We start from the raw sequence: 21282 nt of genomic DNA on the forward strand, positions 1-21282 counted from the left end.
GCGCAATCCGTCGTCCTTGGGCTCAAGTGATCGGTGCAACGTCCTGATTTTCTGGAGGTTGTCTGATGATGGGTCGTCCGCCGCTGCCTTGGGCAGTGCGTTCAGTGTTTTGGGATGGCATTTCGAGGGGTTGGTCGATCAAGGCTTCGGCTCGTGCTGCGGGGTGTAGCCCGGCGGCTGGGCGGAAGTGGATGAAGCAGGCTGGTGGTGTGAAGCCGCGTTTGGTCAAACACCGTCCTGGGATGTTGTCGTTCATTGATCGGGTTCGGATCGCGGAACTTGAGGAAGCTCGGTACAGCGCTGCCGCGATCGGTCGGGTGTTGGGGCGCCCGACGTCGACGATCACGCGTGAGCTGGCGCGTGGGTGTGATCGTCGCGGTGGGTATGACCCGGTGCGGGCTCAGGACGCGGTCGATGCGGCGATGAGGCGCCCGAAGGCGCGTAGGTTCGAGCTGAACCAGCGCTTGCACGTGGAGGTTCAGAAGCGTTTGGACCTTAGGAACAGTCCGGAGCAGATCTCGGGAAGGCTGCGTGTGGATTTTCCTGACGAACCGGAGATGTGGGTGTCACCAGAGACGATCTATCAGGCCTTGTACGTCCAGGGCCGTGGCGCGCTCAAGCGTGAGGTGGCGGCCACGCTGCGCACGGGGCGTGTGCACCGCAAGCCTCGCACCGCTGCGACCCGTAAGCCTGGCGCGGTCAAAGACATGATCAACATCAGCGAGCGCCCCGCCGAAGCCCGGGACCGGGCTGTGCCTGGCCATTGGGAAGGGGACCTGATCATGGGCGCGAACAACGCCTCCGCGGTCGGGACCCTGGTCGAACGGTCCACCGGGTTCGTGATGCTGCTGCACCTGCCCGATGACCACACCGCCGCGACGGTCGCTGCCGCGATGCAGGCCGCGGTCCCGAAGATCCCCGAAGTCCTGCGCCGCTCCCTGACCTGGGACCAGGGATCCGAGATGGCGTTGCACACCCAGATCACTCAAGCGACCGGGTTACCGATCTACTTCTGCGACCCGCACTCGCCGTGGCAGCGCGGCAGCAACGAGAACACCAACGGGCTCCTACGGCAGTACCTACCCAAGGGCAGCGACCTGTCTATCCACGGACCGGGGATCCTCGACAACATTGCCGCCGAACTCAACGCCCGCCCCCGTAAACGCTTCGACTGGGCCACCCCTGCCGAAGTACTCAACGCGTTCCTCACCAAACAAGGGCGCGTTGCGCCCACCGCTTGACGTTGCACCGACCGCTTGAATCCACCGTCCCCCGCTGCGCTCCTCCCGACGGATTGCGCAACAAGTCGGGTCTCTCAGTCGGTGACGACGCCGGTGATGCGGTGGATCGAGAGGGTGCGGGCGATGCCCTCGCTCACTCCCGAGACTCGACCGCCGTCGATGCGCTCGGGATAGAAGAGCAGGCGCTGGGTCCGGCCGATGCCGTCGGAGTAGCCCAACCACACGGCTCGACCGTCGGCGATGGCTTCGCGGAGCACGGCCATCGAGGTCGTGGGGTCATTGGCGGGGATGGCCGGTCCGGCGCGCCCGTCCATCGTCACGCTCGCGCGGTTGCTCGCCTCGGCCTCGGCCGCGCGCAGGCCCGCCACGAGGGAGTCGAGCTGTGCCAGGTCCATGGCCTGGACCAGCGCGGGGTCGACGGCTCGCTGGCGCACCGCACGACGCACGGGCCGCGTCGGGACGGTGACGGTGCCGGATGGGGACTCGGACACCGGCGCGAAACCCTCTTCGCGCAGCATCTCGAGCACGACCTCGGGTCCCACCGGTGAGGTGAGAACGGTCGGCGCGATGCGTCGCAGCTGCAGGGCCGCGAGGTTGCGGTTGGCGAGCATGACGTCGAGTCCGCCCTCGTCCTCGCTGCGGATGACGGCACTCACGCCGCGCACCCGGATCGTGCCGTGGCGGCGAGCGACGTCGCGCACGAGGTACTCCAGCGGTTGCGGCACAGGCGTGCTGCTGGCATCGCGCAGCCCGGCGAGGATGTCCTCGCCCGTCCAGCCCGTGTCGAGGCAGCGCCGGATCGAGTGCTCGCTGAAGCGGTGAACCGTGGCGCCACCGCGCGACTCCACGTCCGCGACGAGCCGCAGGAAGGCCGCCAGGGATCCCGTGACGGGCCCGGGGGCAATGGCGGTGAGGTCGGCCTGGAGCAGGACGGCATCCACCGGAGCCGGCAGGTGCGGGTGGATCGACTCGGCGATCGGCTTGAGGTCACCGTCGCTCGTCAGCAGGGCTCGCCCGCCGACGCTCAGGGCACCGTGGCCGGTCACACCGAGCCAGGAGGCCTCGCGCAGAACGGCCTCGACGACCTCGTCGAGGGTGCGGGGGACTCGGCGCGGTCGGCGCCAGCGCACGGCCCCTGCGAGGTCCGCGGCCTTCGGCGCGATGCCTTCGTCGGCTGCGGCGAGGAGGTCGAGGACGCCGCGGCGCAGGGTGCGGATGGGCGGCCACTGGCCGTCAGCACCCAGCGCGTTGATGACCGCTGAGGTGTCGGTGCGGCTGCCGACCCGGTGCGGTGCCCGCGTCGTCGTGAGCCACGCGAGGGCCAGTCGCGCCCAGCGTTCGCCGCCGGGCTCGGTCTGCCAGATGTCGTACTCCGCGGTCGGCACCCAGTGCGGGTCGACCTCGCCGTCGTCGGCGACGAGGTCGGCGATGAGGGCGAGTTCCACGAGGTATGCCGTGTGCTCCGGTGTGGTGTCGAGCTGGGCTGCCGCTGCCTTGAGGTCGCGCACGGCCAGCCCGCCGGTGCGCAGGACCCGTGGAGGCGTCTGGGACCAGGAGTCGAGCAGCTCGTCGAGCAGGGCAAGGACCTCGCTGGCGGAGGCGCCGGCAGCCGCGTCCACCTGCTCGACCTGGCGCTCGTCGCCGGTCACCGCGGGTGCCTCGAGCTGGGGGTTGCGGTGCACGCGGCCGTCTCGCAGCACCATCGCGACCTCACGAGGAAGCGCGATCTGGTCCGAAGCCACGGCGCGCACGAGTCCGTGGGCGAGCAGCCAGCGGGGACCGTCGTCGGCAGGACCGCGGCGTCCGGGGGCATCAGCTGCGGGGACGATCCCGACGGACGGACCCCAGGTCAGGCGGTCGAGGATGGCTCGGGCGCGTGGCGGGGCGGAGGCAATCTCGGCCCGAAGGGTCTCGGCGTCAGGCGCTGCCGGGCCGGGCAGGTCGTCCGCGGCCAGCCCGAGGCCCGCGACACCTTCGCCGAGGACGTCAACGGCGGTGCGGGTGACGATGAGGCCGTGGGGCGCGCGCCAGACGAGGGCGAGGCGCCAGAGGTCGTCCACGAGAGCGGTGACTCGCTCGAGGTCGGCGCCGTCGAGCAGGCGAGCGAGGGCCTCGGGGGTGACGGCCTCGGCGCCGATGGCCGCTGCTTCGAGGGCCTGCAGGTGAGCGGCGTCGAGCCCGTCGATCGCGCGGGCGGTGCTGGCGCGGGTCGAGCTGCGGGAGGCCAGAGCCGTGAGGTCGCTGGGTGCAGGCCGGGCAAGGTCGGGACGGGCCGCGAGCAGGGCGGCGAGCTCCTCGTCGGATCGTCCCCTGATGTCATCAGCAAGGGAACGGATCGGGGGAGGGGACGCGGGCAGCACTGCCCTACCGTACGTCCCGCACAGCCTTCCTCAGGTTCCGCGTAGATTCGCGGACATGAGCTCACACGAGACCGCACCCACCGGCGAGCAGTGGCACCTGGCGACCGGATCCGACGAGTTCACGGTCGTCGAGGTCGGCGGCGGGCTCCGCACCTGGTCTCGCGACGGCGTCGAGATCCTCGCGGGCTTCGACACCGACGGCCCGTGCACGAGCGCTCGCGGCCAGCAGCTCATCCCGTGGCCCAACCGCATCCGTGACGGCCGCTACTCCTACTCCGGCACCGACCACCAGCTGGCGCTCACCGAGGTCGACCTCGGCAACGCCAGCCACGGCCTCGTCCGCTGGTCGCCGTGGCGTCTCGTCGAGCGCACCGACTCCTCGATCACCGTGGGCCACCGACTCTTCCCGCAACCGGGATGGGACTGGCACCTCGAGTCCACGACGACGTATGCCGTCGCGCAGGACGGTCTGACCGTCACCACTCGCGTGACGAACGTCGGTGACGAAACGGCGCCGTTCGGCTACGGCGCCCACCCCTACATCTCCATTGGTGACACAGCCGTGGGCGAGGTCGAGGTCTCGGTGCAGGCGGAGGCCTACATCGAGGTCGACGACCGACTCCTCCCGATCCGCACCAGCCCGGTGGAGGGCACCGACGCGGACTTCCGTGAGCGCAAGGCGATCGGAACGCTCAGTCTCAACACGGCATACACGGACCTTGAGGTTGTTGACGGACGCTGGACCGTCACGATCGCGACGCCGGGCCGCCCGGTCGTCGACGTGTGGGCAGAGGCCGAGTCGCTGCCGTGGGCGCAGGTCTTCTCGGGCAAGGCGGAGGCCGACCAGGCCGGCGAGCACGGCATCGCCGTCGAGCCGATGAGCTGCCCGGTGGACGCCTTCAACTCCGGTGACTCGCTGGTCGAGCTCGCGGCCGGTCAGACGTGGACCGGAGTCTGGGGCATCAGCCCGAGGTGACGCCGTTCTCGAGCGGCGTGAGCTGACGCTCGAGGGCAAAGATCGCCACGCCCATGACGACGAGGCCGGCGAGCATCGCGGTGATGAACACGCCCGAGAGGTCGTGCTCGAGCAACAGGCCCGAGACGATCGGCCCGAGGATGGCGCCGCCCTGGAAGGCTCCGGCGTTGACCGCGTTGGCGCGCCCTCGCATGTGGTCGTCGGCCATGTCGTTGGTGATGGCCGGGATGGCGATCTGCATGAAGATCTCGCCGAAGCCGAAGACCGCCATGAAGGCCACGACGGCGACCATGGCGCCGAGCGAGGCGGGGCTGATGCCCGCCGCCGACAGGACGATCCACGAGGCGATCCACACGGCGACCATGACGAGCAGCACGCGGGTGCGGCGGCGGCCCGTGACGAACTTGAGCACCGTGAACTGCATGGCGACGATGACGACGGTGTTGACCGCGAACGCCATCCCGATGGTGCCCGTCGAGACCTCGCCCACCTGCCGTGAGAATGCCGGGAAGCCCGACTCGATCTGCCCGTAGCCGATGAACGTGCACAGGAATGTCACGAACGTCAGCCAGAGCACCGGTGGGCGGCGAAGGATGCTCAGGTAGCCGACCGTCGGGGTGCCCTCGGGTCGTTCGGCCCGGCCGTGGACGTGGCGCAAGGGGCCGAGGAGCAGCCCGATCGGCACGAGCATGCTCAGCGCGTCGGCGAGGAAGATCAGGGTGAACGTCATCGGCTCGTGGACGTCGACAAAGATCCCGCCGATGACGCCACCGAGGCCGATGCCGAGGTTGACGAGGGCGAAGTTCACCCCGAAGTACTGCTGGCGAAGCGGCCCGGTCACCACCGAGGCGATGAGCGCGTTGAACGCCGGCCAGGAGACACCGAAGTTGAAGCCGAGCAGCACGAAGCCCACGACGAACAGCGGCACGTTGGTCGCGAACGCCAGGACGGTGCAGCCGACGAGCTGGGCCGTGGTGCCGGCGATGAGCATGCGCCGGGCGCCGAGCCGGTCGGTGAGCGAGCCGCCCGGACCGGTGACGATCAGGGCCACGACGGCGATGAGGGCGAGCAGGGTGCCGGCGGTGCCGAGGCTGATGCCGCGGACCTCGTGGATGTAGATCACGGTGAACGGGAGCGTCAGGCCGCGCCCGAGGGTCTGGATCGCGACGGTCGAGAGCAGCCAGCGGCCCGGGGTCGGCAGGTCCGTCCAGAACTGTCGAAGGCTCACTTTGGGGCGCTCGGTCGCGGTGCTCACCGGAGAACTCTCGCAGGCACCCCCGACACCACCCAACCGACTTTTTGCCCATCCTGCGCCGGGAGGCGGGCGGACAACGAAAGGTGTGCGCACGGCATACCTGGTCCGAGATAGCCTGTGCTGGTTAGCCCGGAGGTGCGATGCCCGCACTCCGGACCACCCGCAGCAAACACAGAGGTGCTCCGTGCCGACTGGCAAGGTGAAGTTCTACGACTCCGAGAAGGGCTTCGGATTCGTGTCCACCGACGATCCCGCCGAGGGCGGCGACGTCTTCGTGCCCTCGAGCGCGCTCCCCGAGGGCGTGACAGCGCTGAAGAACGGTGCGCGCATCGAGTTCGGCATCGTCGAAGGTCGACGCGGCGCGCAGGCGCTGTCCGTCCGCCTCCTCGAGCCGGCCGCGAGCGTCACCGTCAACCGCAAGGTGCGTGACCGCAAGCCCGCCGAGGACATGGTCGTCATCGTCGAGGACGTCATCACCCTCCTCGACTCCGTCCAGGCGTCCCTGCGTCGAGGCCACTACCCCGACAAGGGCCACGGCTCGAAGGTCGCCCAGGTGCTACGCGCCGTCGCTGACGACCTCGAGATCTGATGCCGGCCGTCAAGCCTGACGCCACCCTTCGCGCTGCCGTCGACCTCGCCCGCGAGGCCGCCGAGTCCATCGCCGAGTCCGGCACCGTCGGTGACCACCTCGGCATGGACATGGTCGAGGACCGCCTCGCGACGCACTACTTCACGTGCACCGCTGGTGCCTACCCCGGCTGGCGCTGGGCGATCACCGTCGCGCGCGTGCCGCGCTCCAAGTCCGTCACCGTGTGCGAGACGAATCTCGTTCCGGGTGACGGTGCGCTGTTGTCACCGGAATGGCTTCCGTATGCCGACCGGCTGGCTCCCGGAGACGTCGGACCTGGCGATGTCACGCCCAAGATCGACGACGACCCGCTGCTCGTGGCCGGATTCGAGGCGACTGGCGATGAGGACGTGGACCAGATGGCTCAGTGGGAGCTCGGCCTCGGCCGGCCCCGCGTGCTGTCGGCCGAAGGTCGCGAAGCTGCGGCCCAGCGTTGGTACGAGGGCGACAACGGCCCCAACTCCGCCGTGGCCCAGAAGGCTCCGGCGCCCTGTTCGTCCTGCGGCTTCTTCGTGCCGATGGCAGGTGCCCTGCGGGATTTTTTCGGCGTGTGCGCCAGCGCCTGGTCGCCTTCCGACGGTCGCGTCGTAAGCCTTGACCACGGGTGCGGTGCACACTCCGAGGTGGACATGCAGGGCCCCGAGCCCGAGGTGATCGCGCCGATCGTGCTCGATGACAACGCGCTCGAGCGGGTTTGACTCGTCATGAGTGAGAACGCGGGCGAGAGCGTGAGCGGACCTGACGCGACGAGCGCGGCGGACGCCGAAGTGCTCGAGGCGCTGCAGGTGCCGACCCAGCGGATCATCGTCATCGGGTTGGGCCTGTGGGTGCTCGCGCTGCTGGCGACACTCGTCGTGCCAGCGCTGCACGAGGGCGACCGGTCCTGGTGGCCGTGGGCCTGCGTGGCCGGGTTCGTCCTGGGCGGGATCGGGTTGCTGTATGTCCGCCGCGGCCGCGGCAACGCCCACGACGCCGGCTGACCCAACCGACTTCGTGCCCGAAACGGACACGCTTTGTCGGCCGTAGGCCTCCGCAGCGTGTCCGTTTCGGGCACGAAGTCGCTGGTGTGACTAGACGCCGAGGACGTCCTTGATGGGGTCGATCGCGAAGTAGAGGACGAAGAGCCCGGCGACGAGCCACATGAGCGGGTGGACGGCCGAGGACTTGCCGCGCACGACCTTGATGAGGACGTAGGCGACGAAGCCGGCGCCGATGCCCGCGGTGATCGAGTACGTGAACGGCATGAGCACGATGGTGAGGAACGCCGGGATGGCGATCTCGACGTCGTCCCAGTCGATCTCCTTGACCTGCTGCATCATCAGGAACCCGACGAGGACGAGGGCGGGCACGGCCGCCTCGGACGGGATGACCTGGACGAGCGGAGCGAAGACCATCGACGCCAGGAACAGCACGCCGGTGACGACCGAGGCCAGACCGGTGCGGGCGCCCTCGCCCACACCCGAGGCGGACTCGATGTAGCTCGTGTTCGACGAGACACCCGCGGCGCCACCAGCGGCTGCGGCGAGGGAGTCGACGATGAGGATGCGGTCGGTGTTGGGCGGCAGGCCGTCCTCGTCGAGCAGGTCGGCCTCGTGACCGATCGCGGTCATCGTGCCCATGGTGTCGAAGAAGTCGGCGAGCATGAGCGTGAAGATGAGCAGGGCGGCCGAGACGACCCCGACCGACTGGAACGAGCCGAGCAGGGAGAACTGGCCCACGGTCGCGAGGTCGGGGGAGTCGATGATCTTCTCAGGCAGCTTCGGGACGATGAGGCCCCAGCCGGTCGGGTTGACCTTGTCGCCGTTGACCATCGGGCCGATCTTGGCGATGGCCTCGATGACGATCGCGAGGACGGTCGTGGTGACGATGGCGATGAGGATGGCGCCGCGGACCTTGCGCACCCACAGCACGATGATCGTGATGAGTCCGACGACGAAGACGAGGGTGGGCCAGCCACCGAGGAAGCCGTCGACGCCGAGCTGCACCGGGACGGTGCCGGATGCGGTGCGGCGCACGAAGCCGGCGTCGACGAAGCCGATGAGGGCGATGAAGAGGCCGATCCCGACGGAGATCGCGACCTTGAGCTGCTTGGGCACGGCGTGGAAAACCGCTGTGCGGAAGCCGGTGAGCACGAGCAGCAGGATGATGGCGCCCTCGAGCACGACGAGGCCCATCGCGTCGGCCCACGTCATCTGGGACGCGATGGCGAAGGCGACGAAGGCGTTCAGCCCCAGCCCGGTCGCCAGGGCGAGCGGGAAGTTGGACACGACCCCCATGAGGATCGTGAGGAGTCCGGCGACGAGGGCGGTGCCGGCCGCGATGGCCGGGAGGTTGGGCGCGCTGCCACCACCGAGGAACTGGCCATCGACGTCCTTGGCGAAGCCGAGGATCAGCGGGTTGAGTACGACGATGTAGGCCATCGTGAAGAACGTGACGATTCCGCCGCGCACCTCCCGGCTGATCGTCGAGCCGCGCTCGGAGATCTTGAAGTAGCGGTCGATGGTGGAGGACCCCGTGGTCTGGGGGTCGGCTGTGGTGGTCGCATTCGGCATGCCGGAAACCCTATGCGAGCCGTGGGGCGCTCGCAGAATGAGATCGGAAATACTTAGCAAAGGTAATGAGTTAGGCTAAGTATCATGAGTGAAAACACATCCACGTATGCCGCCCTGCGGCCTGCCGCGGTGTCTTCCCTCGCCGGCGAACTGCGGTTGGCCTGCATGCGGATCTCGCGGCGAGTGCGCTACGAGAGCACGCATACCGTTGCGCCACACCACTTTTCGGTCATGTGTCGCCTCGAGGAGGCTCCCCGCACGCCCGGCGAGCTCGCCGAGATCGAGCGGGTCAGCGCGCCCAGCATGACCCGAACCGTGGCTGGTCTGGCCGAGCTCGGCTTCGTCGAGCGCACCCAGGACCCCACCGACAAGCGTCAAGTCATCGTCACGCTGACACCCGAGGCCCGCCAGGTCCTCAAGGACATCCGCCGCAAGCGCGACGCCTGGATGTCGGTCCGCGTGTCCCATCTCGACCCCGAGGAGCAGGCGATCCTCCTGCGCGCGACCGCGATCCTCACCCGGGTGGCCGCCGAATGAGCCCGACCTTCACCTCGTTCTCCGAACGCAACTACCGCATCTTCTACGCCGGCTCCCTCGTGTCCAACGTCGGCACATGGATGGGCCGCGTCGCCCAGGACTGGCTCGTCCTCACCGAGCTGACCAACAACTCCAGCCAGGCGCTGGGCATCGTCACCGGGCTGCAGTTCCTGCCGTTCCTCCTGCTCGCACCGTGGGCCGGGGCCATTGCCGACCGCTACCCCAAGCAGCGGATCCTGCTCATCACCCAGACCCTGCTGCTCGTGACGAGCCTCGCCCTTGCGGCCCTCGTGCTCACGGATGTCGCGACCCTGTGGCAGGTCTATGCGATCGCCCTCGTGCAGGGCGTCATCACCGCAGTCGACAACCCGGCCCGTCAGACCTTCGTGTCCGAGATGGTGCCCCAGGACAAGCTCGCCAACGCGGTCGCGCTCAACAGCGCCTCGTTCAACCTCGGCCGGCTCATCGGTCCGGGCGTCGCGGGCCTGATGATCGCCGCCGTCGGCACCGGCTGGACCCTGCTGGTCAACGTCGGCACGTTCGCCTTCGTCATCGTGGCTCTCGCGCTGCTGCGCACGGCTGAGCTCATGCCTGCTCCCCTCACCCGCGGCAGGGGCGCCATCCGTGAGGGCATCCGCTACGTCAAGAACCGGCCGGACATCCAGGTCGTCATGTTGCTCGTCTTCGTCCTCGGGACGTTCGGCATGAACTTCCAGGTGACGACCGCGCTGATGGCCACCCTCGAGTTCCACAAGGGGCCCACGGAGTACGGCATCCTCGGGTCGATCATGGCGATCGGATCGCTCACCGCAGCACTGCTCAGCGCGCGCCGGGCCAACCCACGACTGCGGACACTGCTCTTCTCCCTCGCCGGGTTCACGTTGTCGACCACGGCTGCGGCTCTGGCGCCCACCTACACGCTCTTCGCGCTCGCGCTCATCCCCACCGGTCTCTCGGCGCTCACCGCCCTCACCACGGCCAACGCGATGGTGCAGCTGCGGACCGACCCCCTCGTCCGCGGTCGTGTCATGGCGCTCTACATGGCGATCTTCATGGGCGGCACGCCCATCGGCGCCCCCATCATCGGTTGGATCGGTGAGGTCTGGGGACCGCGCTGGACCATCGCCATCGGACCGATCGCCGTCGGCATCACCCTGATCGTGGTCCTGTGGTGGTTGGCGCGGCAGGAGAATGTCCGCGTGAGCTATGAGTCGCAGCGTTCCCCGCGCATCACCATCGAGACGACCCCGGTCCGGGACATCGTCACCGAGCCGGCCCCTGAGGCCGCCCGATGACCCCGAGCTTCCGCCGGCGGATGACGCTCGGCGTCCTCGCGATCGTCCTCATCGTCGCGATCGCGTATGCCGTCCTGAACTGACCTCAGGTCACCACGACGAACGGCATTGTGCGATGCACGCTCAGTTGCTCCTTCGTCGCAAACGCGCGCATCGCACAATGCCGTTCGTCGTCACCTCTGGCCTCAGGGCGGTCGTACTTGTCAGGACTCCGGAGTGCCGTTTGCTACGGAAGGAGCAGGACGCTGCTGTAGGGCAGGACGACCGGGAGCTTGATGCCGAGCACGACGACCTCAACGGTCACGGTGTTCTTGACCGTGTCGACCTTGAGGACCTTGGCGGACAGGCCGAGGTACTGGCCCGCCGTGATCTTCACCGTGTCACCGGGGGAGAACGGGTCGGGGTCGACCGCCACCGTCGTGGACGGGAGCGGCGTTGCCGTGATCTTGGGGAGGGGAACGGGCAGGGCCGGAACGGACTTCGGGACCGTCGGCGGCTTGGGCGCAGACGTGGTGGAAGCGGGCTTGGGGGCGGGCTTGGCCGGGGAGCCGGGCTGGGTGCTCGGCGCGGGCCTGGGTGCCGTGGATGCAGCCGGAGTCGGGGTTGCGGTCCCACTCGGGGTGGCGCTGGCGCCAGGTCCGGGGGCGGCACCGGCCGGCGGCAGATAGGGCGCCTGGTCGCCGAAGCCCGGGGGAAGGGCGGTCGCCGGAAGGACGCTGTGACCGGAGCGGTAGGACGCCGCGATGCTCGTCACCTTGGCGACGTAGTCCATCGAGTAGTTGTAGCGAAGGACGGCGCGCGTGAGGTCGGCGGGCTGGGTGAGGTCGCCCGAGCCGGAGCAGAGATAGATCCCGGCAGCGGTCGCGGCGTCGGCCATGTTCTGGGGGTCCTTCCTGCCGTCACCGTTGCCGTCGGCGCCGACGGACTTCCAGGTGCCGGGGATGAACTGCATCGGACCCACCGCACGGTCGAAGAGGACGTCGCGGTCGAAGCGTCCACCGTCGGTGTCGGTGATGCGAGCAACGCCGGAGCCGGTGAGCGGGATGCCGAAGATGCCGGGCACTGCGGTGCCGTTGGCGTCGAGGAGGTTGCGTCCCCAGCGTCCGTGGTCGCTCTCGACCTTGCCGATGCCGGCGAGCAGCGCCCAGTCGATCTTGCAGCCGGGGTCGGCGGAGGCGAGGAGGCGCTGCGCGGCCTGGTATGCCGCGAGGGCCTGTGCCGGGATGCCGCTCGCGATGCTCGACAGACCCCAGGTCTGCGGCTCGGCGGAGGTGGTCAGCTCGGGCGGAATCGACGCGTTGGGGTTGGGCAGGTCCAACGGGGGGAGGGCGGGAAGGGACGGGAGTGACGAGACTCCACCGGCCTGTTCGACCGCGACGGGCGGGACGACGATGCGCGGGCGGGCCTGGGCGTTGGGCTCGGTGGCAGCCACGGCCGCGACACCGGTGGAGGTCACGGCCAGAGCCGCAAGAGCCCCGACGACCCGTCGTCCAGTGGTGGTGCGCAGTGCGGCAAGTGCTGCCCGCTGGTTGCCGACGCCCATGTCAGCTCTCCTTCCGATCGCGCCAAGGTTGGCACGCGCTTAGGTTACCCGGAGGAACCCACGAGCGGGAAACTGTCCGTGAGGCACCCCACACCGCAACTTAGTGCCCATCGCGCGCACGGTGGGCGCGAAGTGGCGCAGTGGCTTCGGACAGACGACGGCGCCCGGCTCCCATGAGGGAACCGGGCGCCGTCAGGTCCGTCAGGTCCGACAGGGTGCAGCGATCAGAGTGCGGCAACCACGTGCTCGATGGACGCGATGAGCTTGCTGACGTCCTCGGGGTCGACGGCCGGGAAGGTCGCAACACGCAGCTGGTTGCGGCCGAGCTTGCGGTAGGGCTCGACGTCCACGACGCCGTGCGCACGCAACGTGGCCGCGATGACGGAGGCGTCGACAGTGTCGTCGAAGTCGATCGTCGTGACGACCTGGCTGCGAGCGGCGGGGTCAGCGACAAACAGCGAGGCGTAGTCGACCGACTCGGCCCAGGCCTGGAGTCGACCCGACGAGTCAGCCGTGCGAGCGGTGGCCCAGTCGAGGCCACCCTGGGCGTTGATCCACTTCACCTGGTTGTCGAGCAGCGCGAGCGTGCCGATGGCCGGGGTGTTGTAGGTCTGGTCCTTGCGGCTGTTGTCGATGGCCGTCGGGAGGCTGAAGAAGTCGGGGACCCAGCGTCCGGACGCCGTGATCTCGTCGACGCGGGCCAGGGCGGCGGGGGAGAACAGGGCGAGCCAGAGCCCACCGTCGGCGGCGAAGCACTTCTGCGGAGCGAAGTAGTAGACGTCGGTCTGCGCGACATCGACGGGCAGGCCGCCGGCGCCGGACGTGGCGTCGATGAGCACGAGGGCGTCGTCGGCTGCGCCCTCGACGCGGCGGACGTCGGTCATGACACCGGTGCTCGTCTCGTTGTGTGCCCAGGCGTAGACGTCGATGCCGTCCTCGGCGACAGCAACGGGGCGAGTGCCGGGGTCGCCCTTGATGATCGAGGACTCGCCCAGGAAGGGCGCGTTGTTGGTCACGGCACCGAACTTGCTCGAGAACTCACCGAACGCGAGGTGCTGGGCGCGCTCGCGGACGAGCCCGAAGGCGGCGATGTCCCAGAACGCGGTCGCGCCACCGTTGCCGAGGATGACCTCGTAGCCCTCGGGGACCGAGAACAGGTCGGCGAGGCCGCTGCGCACCGACTTCACGAGGTTCTTGACGGGGGCCTGGCGGTGGGACGTGCCGAGAATGGTGGAGCCCAGCGAGGCGAGGAACTCGACCTGCTCGGGGCGGACCTTGGAGGGTCCGGAACCGAAGCGGCCGTCGGCGGGCAGAAGGTCGGATGGGATGGTGATCGCGGCGTCAGTCACCGCTCCATTCTCCTGCACTCCCGCAGTGCCCCTGGTGTGAGTTCACCCACCGGACGACGTGAGACGGCCCCGGAAAGCGAGCGGCACGGCATACCCAAAGAATGTCGGTATGCCGTGCCGTCACGTGAGCTGAGCCGGTTCAGCTTGCGCGGTAGCCCTTCACGGACTCGATGCCTCGGGTGGCCTCGCCGATGTAGCGCGAGCTCGGCCGGATGAGGCGGCCGGTCTGCTTCTGCTCAAGGATGTGCGCGGACCAGCCGGCCGTGCGCGCAGCGACGAACAGTGGCGTCATCATGTCGCCGGGGACCTGGGCGAAGTCGAGGAGCACCGCGGCCCAGTAGTCGACGTTGGTCTCCATGACCCGCTCGGGGTGACGCTCGGCTAGGGCAGCGATGGCAGCCTTCTCGAGCTCGGCGGCCACCTCGTAGCGCGGGGCGCCGAGGCGCTTGCAGGTGTCGCGCAGGACGGCAGCGCGCGGGTCGTAGGCGCGGTAGACGCGGTGACCGAAGCCCATGAGCCGCTCGCCACGATCGAGCACACCCTTGACGTATGCCGTCGCGTCACCGGTGCGTTCGACGCCCTCGATCATGTGCTGGGCGCGCGAGGGTGCGCCACCGTGGAGCGGGCCGGACAGGGCGCCGATGGCACCCGAGAGGCAGGCCGCGACGTCGGCGCCGGTCGAGGCGATGACGCGTGCGGTGAAGGTCGAGGCGTTCATGCCGTGCTCGGCCGCGGAGATGAAGTAGGCGTCGATGGCCTCGACGTGCTTGGGGTCGGGCTCGCCGCGCCAGCGGATCATGAAGCGCTCGACGATGGTGCGACCCTCGTCGACCCGCTTCTGCGGAACCATCGGCGAGGTCTGCCCGTGGGCGGACTGGCCGATGAACGACAGTGCCATGACCGAGGCGCGAGCCAGGTTGTCGCGAGCCTCTGCTGCGTCGATGTCGAGGAGCGGCTTGAACCCCCAGACCGGTGCGAGCTGGGCCAGCGAGGACTGGACGTCGACCCGGATGTCGCCGGTGTGGACGGGGAGCGGGAACGGCTCGGCCGGAGGCAGGCCCGGGTCGAACTCGTTGTCGACGAGCAGCCCCCAGACCTGGCCGAAGCTCACGCGACCGACGAGGTCCTTGATGTCGACGCCGCGATATCGCAGCGCGCCACCTTCCTTGTCGGGTTCGGCGATGGTCGACTCGAACGCGATGACGCCTTCGAGGCCGGGCCGGAAGTCGGGGTCCGCGGTGGCGGGCTGGGCAGCGGTCGGCTGGTCGGTCTGGGACTGCGGTGTCACAAGTTCCCTCGTCTCGGGTTCTTCCGGTGTCGGGCAGCAACATTGTGCATCCCGGCAGACGGTGTGGTGGGTCATGCGGTCGGATCGATGGGCGATCCACAGTTGCTTCCAACCTACGTGTCAGGGTTGGGCTCGTGTCATCCGCCGACGACTTCTCGCTCCGGAGCATCGCGTTGCCGGCGTTCGGGCCCACCGCGGTCTGGTCGGTCGGGGTCGGCGCCTCGGTCCCGGTCGTGGCGCTCAGTGCCCGCAACCTGGGCGCGAGCATCGCCCTGGCGGCGGCCTTCGTCCTCATCGAGGGCATCTCGGCCTTCGTGTCGTCCCTGCCCGCGGGTTCGCTCGTGGCGCGCATCGGTGAACGCCGTGCCCTCGCTGGCGCGGCCGTCGTCGATGCCCTAGGCGCCGCGCTCGCGGTCGTCGCGCCGAACCTGTGGACGCTAGGCATCGCCATCGGGCTCATGGGGATGACGGGTTCGGTGTTCCTCCTGGCTCGGCAGTCCTGGCTGACCGCTCGAGCGCCGGTGCGCATCCGCGCCCGTGCGATGTCGACGATGGGTGGCGTCCAACGCGTGGGCCTGTTCGTCGGACCGTTCATCGCGGCTCCGCTCATCCATGTGTGGGGAACCCAGGCGGCGTATGCCGTCGCGGTCGCCGCCGGTCTGTCGGCTGCGGTTTGGGCGTGGTTCGGTCTGCGGGACGCCGACGATGCCGGCGACGGAGTGACTGCGGCCGGTCACGGAGGTCGTGGGGCGGGGGAGCGGGTCAGTCTGCTCGAGGTGATCCGCAACCACCGGCGGGTGCTGATGACGATCGGTCTCGGGGTGCTGCTCATCGGTGCCGCGCGCCAGGGACGGTTCGTCATCGTGCCCCTGTGGGCCGAGTCGGTCGGCATCACCGACAGCCAGACGGCACTGATCTTCGGGATCGCCGGGGGAGCGGAGGTGCTCCTCTTCTATCCGGCCGGCTCAGTGATGGACCGGTTCGGGCGGGTGTGGGTCGCGGTTCCCTTCCTCGTCGTGCTCGGGGTGGGGATGGTGCTGCTGCCGCTCTCGCACAGCTTCGCCGCGGTCGCCGCCGTCTCGACGCTCATGGGGATCGGCAACGGCCTGGGCTCGGGCATCGTCCAGACGCTGGGTGCCGACGCGGCTCCCGTGGTCGGCCGGGCGCAGTTCCTCTCGGTGTGGCGGTTCGTCTCGCTCATCGGCCAGAACGGCGCGCCACTCCTCGTCAGTGGCGTCACGGTCATCGCCAGCCTCGGGGTCGCTTGCGTCGTTCTCGGACTGCTCGTGCTGGGAGGTGCGCCGTGGCTGGCACGGTGGCTACCGGCATACGATCCGCGCCGCGCAGCGGTCCGGCCTGTCCGCCCGTGATGAGAGACTGACGTCGTGACCGATCTCATCGACACCACGGAGATGTATCTCCGCACCGTCTTCGAACTTGAAGAAGAAGGCATCACCCCGTTGCGGGCACGGATCGCCGAGCGACTCGGCCACTCCGGGCCCACCGTCTCGCAGACGGTGGCGCGCATGGAGCGCGACGGGCTTCTCGCCGTTGCCGGTGACCGTCACATCGAGCTGTCCACCGAGGGGCGACGCCTCGCGACGCGGGTCATGCGCAAGCACCGCATCGCCGAGCGACTCCTCGTCGACGTCATCGGCCTCGAGTGGGAGTACGTCCACGAAGAGGCCTGTCGGTGGGAGCACGTCATGTCCGACCGGGTCGAGATCAAGATCCTCGCGATGCTCGCCGACCACGCCGAGTCGCCCTACGGCAACCCGATCCCGGGGCTCGACGAGTTCGGTGAGGCGCTGGGCGAGGACTTCCGCCTGGGCCTGTCGACGCTGAGCGAGGTCGCCGAGGTGGAGCCCATCACGGTGACGGTGCGACGCATCGGGGAGCCGGCCCAGGTCGACCACGAGGCCCTGGGGCTCATCACGGCCGCCGGGCTCCTGCCGGGTCAGCTCGCGGTGGTTCGCCGTGAAGGCGGCCGCGTCATTGCCGCGCTCGCCGGCGCCGACGAGTCCACGGGGGTCTCGCTGCCCGACGACATCGCGTCACACGTGTTCGTGGCGCGGGCCGCGTCCCCCGTCTGACCGCTGGTTTGCGCCATACTCGACCCCGCGGACACCGCTGGGCCGTTACCGGAATGTGACTTTGCGTGATCGCACCGTTACCGTGGGTTACTCCCTGATCCACCGAGAGGTTCTCTTTCGTGATTTCCCCTGAAACGCGTTCCGGTCGCCGCCGCGCTCACAAGCGCAGCCGACTCCCTGACTTTTCCGCTCTCTCGTCGCTCTCCCGACCCACCGTGGTCAAGAGCCTCGTGGGCCTCGGCCTCGCGTCCAGCGTCGCCGCCGCCGTGGCGATCCCCGTCCAGGCAGCACCCAGCCAGGTCCAGCTCTCCGGTCAGACCTCCGCCCTGGTCGCCCGCGACCGCAGCGACGCCGCAACGGGCACGTCGCGCAGCACCAGCCGCGCCTCCGTGGCCCAGGCCGGCATCGCTGTGACCGCCCCGGCCGCTGCCGAGAGCGTCAAGGTCTCCGCGGGACCCGCAGGCGTCACCGCCGTGGCCAAGCCCGCACCCAAGGTCGAGCCGGTGGTCGACAAGACCCCCGACAAGGCCAGCGACACGTCGTCGGACAAGAAGACCTCCACGTCCACCTCCACGGCGAAGTCCGTGCCCTCGGGCGTCGGGTCGGGTGCCTACGTCGGCTGGTGCAGCGCCAAGGGCCTGGGTCCCAACGCCTCCACGGTCTGCTCGGCGGTTCGCTCCAACTTCGGCATCACCAACATCGGCGGCTTCCGCGCCGGAGCCGGTGACCACGGCACCGGCAAGGCGGTCGACGTCATGGTGGCCGGTTCGACTGGTGACGCCGTCGCCCAGTGGGCCATCAACCACATGGGTCAGCTCAACATCACCTACGTGATCTGGAAGCAGCGCATCTGGCTGGCCGGCGCCTCGAGCTGGCGGTCGATGGAGGACCGCGGTTCGGTCACGGCCAACCACTACGACCACGTGCACATCTCGGTGGAGTGACCCGAGTCCACACGCATGGGCTGAGGGCGGGGAACCCGGACGGTTCCCCGCCCTCAGTCATGTCCCGGGTGGGGCCGCTGAGGGCCCTTGTCGAGCTGCGAGAGGGACGCCACGAAGCATGTGAGCGACTCGTCGTGACCCAAACGTGACTTTCCCCGAAGGGTTGGGTACCGTTGCACCGACTCGTCCTCCCCTGGGGTGAGTTGTCGCGACGGATTGCCGAGTCCTGTCACCGTCGCCGACTGCAACGCAATCCGCTTGACAGGAGCGGGGGACCCAATTCTGGGGCAACGGAACATGGTTGCTCCTTGGGGTTAAGTCAGTTCCGACTGGCCGGGCAGAACCTCCGCCCGAACCCGACAGCTCACCCCGCAGGCATCGAGAGGTTCACACGTGGCTCACTCCACCAACGGGCGGCACCGCACGCCCGGACGACACAACCCTGTCTCCGAACTGTCTGTCCTTGCCTCGCGCGCCGGTGTCACCGGTGCCAAGGCCTCCGCGGTGCTCGCTGCATCCGGTGGTCTCGTGGCAGCCTTCGCTCTCCCGGCGTCCGCCACCCAGGACACCGCCCAGAAGGCCACGACGAGCGCTCCTGCAGCTCCCGTCGCCGCCCCCGCAGCCCCGGCCATCAGCGCCCCGGCCGCCTCCACTCCCGTCAAGGCCCAGGCCATTGGCGTCACCGGCGTCACGGTGATCGCCAAGCCGAAGCCCAAGCCGAAGCCCAAGCCCGTTGTCGTCGAGAAGTCGACCGACACACAGGCCTCGAGCACGGAGCGTTCCGCGTCCACCACGCGCGTCCAGACCGCCGCGAGCCGGTCCGCGACCCGCACGCCGACCAACAACAACGTCGCGCAGTCCGCGAGCGGGATCGTCAACATCGCGCGCACGCTGCTCGGCATCGGGTACGTCTACGGCGGCGAGACCCCTGCTGGCTTCGACTGCTCCGGCTTCACCCAGTACGTCTATGGCAAGGCTGGCGTCTCCATCCCCCGCACCGCGTCCGCTCAGCAGCGCGCCGCGACCCGTGTGTCGAGCCCTCGCCCCGGCGACCTCGTCTTCTACGGCAGCCCGGCCTGGCACGTTGGCATCTTCACCGGTGGCGACATGATGATCGACTCGCCGAAGCCCGGCGCGTCGACCAGCGAGCGCCACATGTTTGGGACCCCCACCGGCTTCGGCCGCTTCTGAGAGGGCCCGGTCACCTCTGAGAGGTGACCACCCGGCATACGCCTGATCGAACGCCCCCAGACCCTCACGGGTCTGGGGGCGTTCGTGCTGTGGTCCGCGATCGCTTGCGTAGCATGGTGGGTGATGAGCAATGGCGAGAGGCCGCAAACCACGGTGCGCTACGCGCTCTGGCTGGTGGGGTTGTTTGCCTTGCTGGCGGGGATCGTCGGGATGCACGGGCTGAACAGCCATGGTGCGATGGCTGCGGAAGAGCACCCGCCCGCGCACTCTGTGGTGGCTGGGCATGGTGGGGCCGCTCGCGGCACGATCGATGACGCCATGGTGGTCGTCGTCGATGAGATGGCCAGTCCTGTTGCGTCGCTTGTCGTCGTGGCGGTTGCTGCCGGTCCGTCCGGCACGGACGGCGGCATGGGTGGCATGTCCAGCATGTGTGTCGCGATTCTGGTCCTCGCTCTCGCCATCCTTCTGCGGCTCCTGGGCGCCGCACCTGGGCTGCTGACGCTGGCTCGCACGGTGCAGGCTCCGGTCGGGAGCTCGGCGCCTCACGCTCGTGACCCGGACCCGCCTTCTCTGATTCACCTGTCGATTCAGCGCTGCTGAGGGTCATTGGCCCGCCACACCTGGCGGGCCGCGACCTTCGCATGCCCTCACATCAACAGACCAGATCGGAAAGACCATGATGAAGCGACTTTTCAGCGCGCTCGCGCTTGCCTTGGTGGCAACCCTCACACTTGCAGGATGTGGCACCGACGATGCCTCGACCAGTGCTGGGGGATCGGGTCTCACAAGCAGTCACAACGAAGCAGACCTCACGTTCGCGCAGTCCATGATTCCGCACCATGAACAGGCCGTGCTGATGGCCAAGATGGCCACCGCGAACGCGTCCACCACGCAGCTGAAGGAGCTCGCAAGCACCATCGAGGCCGCGCAGGGCCCAGAGATCGAGACGATGGGCGGCTGGCTCAAGGAGTGGGGCGAAGACGTCCCTTCCGGGAATGGCGGGATGGACCACGACATGGGATCGATGGGCGACATGCCGGGAATGATGAGTGACGACGACATGTCGAAGCTCGACGATTCCCATGGTGTGGCCTTCGACCGCATGTTCTTGACCATGATGGTCAAGCACCACACCGGTGCCATCGAGATGGCCAGGACCGAGCAGTCTGACGGCCAGAATGCGGAAGCTGTGGCCTTGGCCAAGAAGATCGAAGCCGACCAGACGGCCGAGATCGCGACGATGCAGGGCCTGCTGAGCGCGTTGCCTTCCTCCTAGGACGCCACTGTCACTCCGATGCCCGGTCGGTCGCCTCGTCACGTGCGACCGACCGGGCCCGTCACTTCGCTCGAGACCCTCATGGGTCTGGGGGCGTTCGTCGTCGTGTGGTTCAGTGGAGCGATGACCGATCTCGTCCTTGACCTGTGGGGCGACGTCACGGATCCGTGGTCCTACGTCGCGAAGCGTCGGGTTGAAGCGGCGATCGCGGCGTCCGAGCGGCCGACCGATGTCGTCCTCGTGCACCACGCGCTCCCGTGTGCGTCGGTGAGCGTTGACGAGTGGCAGCGGGTCGCTGTCGCGGCCCGACCGGATGGCATCGACATCGCCGTGACGCGACCTCCGGACGCCGACACGACCGACGCGCACCGACTCGTCGCGCTCGGTCTGGCGCTCGGCGGACCGGCGCTTCAGGGAGCAGTGCTCGAGCGCCTGTATGCCGCGGTGTTCGCCGAGGGCCTTGACATCGCCTCCCAGCCCGTCCTGCAACGCCTCGCGGCCGAAGCCGGACTGGACGAGCATCGAGTGGGGGACCTGCTCGCGTCGACGGAGCGATCAGCGGAGGTGGCGGCGGACATCGCGGCCGCCGCGGACGCCGGCATCACCGGGACGCCACACCTCGTCGTCCACCACCGCGCTCGGTTGGGTGGCCCGGCCACGGTCGATGACTACCTGCTCCTGATGGCCGGGTCTTTGGGGCACGAGTCGGGGGGTTCTGTGACGAGTCGGGCGTCCACGATCCCCCGACTCGTCA

The 21282-nt window shown here is 68.9% G+C and carries 20 protein-coding genes and 1 riboswitch; of the genes, 14 read left to right on the forward strand and 6 right to left on the reverse strand.

Features of this window, described 5'->3' with window-relative positions:
* Positions 1-65: 65 nt before the first annotated feature.
* Positions 66-1241: an IS30 family transposase gene (locus JNB_RS16340; protein WP_085942696.1), complete on the forward strand. Its 1176-nt coding sequence runs from the start codon at positions 66-68 to the stop codon at positions 1239-1241.
* Positions 1242-1315: 74 nt separating this feature from the next.
* Here JNB_RS16340 and JNB_RS16345 read toward each other — a convergent pair whose 3' ends face one another.
* Positions 1316-3601 carry a helicase-associated domain-containing protein gene (locus JNB_RS16345; RefSeq protein ID WP_009777623.1) on the reverse strand — a complete coding sequence of 762 codons (2286 nt, stop codon included), beginning with the start codon at positions 3599-3601 and terminating at the stop codon, positions 1316-1318.
* Between the two features lie 55 nt (positions 3602-3656).
* Here JNB_RS16345 and JNB_RS16350 point away from each other — a divergent pair, with 55 nt between their 5' ends.
* Positions 3657-4577, forward strand: a complete 921-nt coding sequence (locus tag JNB_RS16350; protein WP_009777624.1) for an aldose 1-epimerase family protein — start codon at positions 3657-3659, stop codon at positions 4575-4577.
* Here the strand turns inward: JNB_RS16350 and JNB_RS16355 are convergent.
* Positions 4564-5832, reverse strand: a complete 1269-nt coding sequence (locus JNB_RS16355) for an MFS transporter (protein ID WP_009777625.1) — start codon at positions 5830-5832, stop codon at positions 4564-4566. The two genes, JNB_RS16350 and JNB_RS16355, sit on opposite strands and share 14 nt — an antisense overlap.
* Before the next feature lie 184 nt (positions 5833-6016).
* On the opposite strand from JNB_RS16355, the gene JNB_RS16360 reads away from it, so the two are divergent.
* From JNB_RS16360 to JNB_RS16370, 3 genes are read left to right on the forward strand one after another with little or no spacing between them, the layout of a single operon-like run.
* Entirely contained in the window at positions 6017-6421 is a 405-nt protein-coding gene (locus JNB_RS16360) for a cold-shock protein (protein WP_009777626.1), read from the forward strand.
* Positions 6421-7158, forward strand: coding sequence for a DUF3027 domain-containing protein (locus tag JNB_RS16365; protein WP_009777627.1), 738 nt, complete (start codon positions 6421-6423; stop codon positions 7156-7158). The genes JNB_RS16360 and JNB_RS16365 overlap by 1 nt, the downstream gene beginning before the upstream one ends.
* A gap of 6 nt (positions 7159-7164) precedes the next feature.
* Positions 7165-7440 carry a DUF2530 domain-containing protein gene (locus tag JNB_RS16370; RefSeq protein WP_009777628.1) on the forward strand — a complete coding sequence of 92 codons (276 nt, stop codon included), beginning with the start codon at positions 7165-7167 and terminating at the stop codon, positions 7438-7440.
* Between the two features lie 90 nt (positions 7441-7530).
* Here JNB_RS16370 and JNB_RS16375 read toward each other — a convergent pair whose 3' ends face one another.
* Positions 7531-9012 (reverse strand): NCS2 family permease, encoded by a 1482-nt coding sequence (locus JNB_RS16375; RefSeq protein WP_009777629.1) that lies wholly within the window; start codon positions 9010-9012, stop codon positions 7531-7533.
* A gap of 84 nt (positions 9013-9096) precedes the next feature.
* Between JNB_RS16375 and JNB_RS16380 the strand changes: the two genes are divergently transcribed.
* Positions 9097-9549 (forward strand): MarR family winged helix-turn-helix transcriptional regulator, encoded by a 453-nt coding sequence (locus JNB_RS16380; RefSeq protein ID WP_040883918.1) that lies wholly within the window; start codon positions 9097-9099, stop codon positions 9547-9549.
* A complete protein-coding gene (locus tag JNB_RS16385; RefSeq protein WP_009777631.1) occupies positions 9546-10844 on the forward strand; it encodes an MFS transporter in 1299 nt (432 codons plus the stop codon). Before JNB_RS16380 ends, JNB_RS16385 begins: the two co-directional genes overlap by 4 nt.
* A gap of 226 nt (positions 10845-11070) precedes the next feature.
* Here the strand turns inward: JNB_RS16385 and JNB_RS20650 are convergent, their stop codons facing one another.
* The 3 genes from JNB_RS20650 to JNB_RS16400 form a co-directional block, all read right to left on the reverse strand.
* Positions 11071-12387 (reverse strand): KOW motif-containing protein, encoded by a 1317-nt coding sequence (locus tag JNB_RS20650; protein ID WP_009777633.1) that lies wholly within the window; start codon positions 12385-12387, stop codon positions 11071-11073.
* Positions 12388-12611: 224 nt separating this feature from the next.
* Positions 12612-13736 (reverse strand): phosphoserine transaminase, encoded by a 1125-nt coding sequence (gene serC, locus JNB_RS16395; protein WP_009777634.1) that lies wholly within the window; start codon positions 13734-13736, stop codon positions 12612-12614.
* 139 nt (positions 13737-13875) lie between these two features.
* Complete coding sequence (locus JNB_RS16400; protein ID WP_009777635.1) at positions 13876-15024, reverse strand: citrate synthase 2; 1149 nt, start codon at positions 15022-15024, stop codon at positions 13876-13878.
* Between the two features lie 134 nt (positions 15025-15158).
* Between JNB_RS16400 and JNB_RS16405 the strand changes: the two genes are divergently transcribed.
* The 7 genes from JNB_RS16405 to JNB_RS16435 form a co-directional block, all read left to right on the forward strand.
* On the forward strand, positions 15159-16394 hold the full coding sequence (locus tag JNB_RS16405; protein ID WP_009777636.1) for an MFS transporter: 1236 nt from the start codon (positions 15159-15161) through the stop codon (positions 16392-16394).
* 15 nt (positions 16395-16409) lie between these two features.
* Positions 16410-17117: a metal-dependent transcriptional regulator gene (locus tag JNB_RS16410; RefSeq protein WP_009777637.1), complete on the forward strand. Its 708-nt coding sequence runs from the start codon at positions 16410-16412 to the stop codon at positions 17115-17117.
* Positions 17118-17236: 119 nt separating this feature from the next.
* Entirely contained in the window at positions 17237-18061 is an 825-nt protein-coding gene (locus JNB_RS22025; protein WP_148232479.1) for a hypothetical protein, read from the forward strand.
* A 226-nt stretch (positions 18062-18287) separates the two neighbouring features.
* A riboswitch (cyclic di-AMP (ydaO/yuaA leader) is annotated at positions 18288-18451 on the forward strand.
* A 3-nt stretch (positions 18452-18454) separates the two neighbouring features.
* Positions 18455-19252 carry a C40 family peptidase gene (locus tag JNB_RS16420; RefSeq protein ID WP_009777639.1) on the forward strand — a complete coding sequence of 266 codons (798 nt, stop codon included), beginning with the start codon at positions 18455-18457 and terminating at the stop codon, positions 19250-19252.
* A 123-nt stretch (positions 19253-19375) separates the two neighbouring features.
* The gene (locus JNB_RS16425; RefSeq protein WP_009777640.1) at positions 19376-19852 is read left to right on the forward strand and encodes a DUF6153 family protein; all 477 of its coding nucleotides are present in this window, start codon (positions 19376-19378) and stop codon (positions 19850-19852) included.
* Positions 19853-19928: 76 nt separating this feature from the next.
* On the forward strand, positions 19929-20528 hold the full coding sequence (locus JNB_RS16430; protein WP_009777641.1) for a DUF305 domain-containing protein: 600 nt from the start codon (positions 19929-19931) through the stop codon (positions 20526-20528).
* Between the two features lie 42 nt (positions 20529-20570).
* Positions 20571-21282: DsbA family protein (locus tag JNB_RS16435; protein WP_158306149.1), on the forward strand; the 712-nt coding region annotated here is incomplete at its 3' end.

Origin of the sequence: Janibacter sp. HTCC2649 (genome assembly GCF_000152705.1) — a bacterium.
In the GTDB taxonomy this organism is placed as follows: Bacteria; Actinomycetota; Actinomycetes; order Actinomycetales; family Dermatophilaceae; genus Knoellia.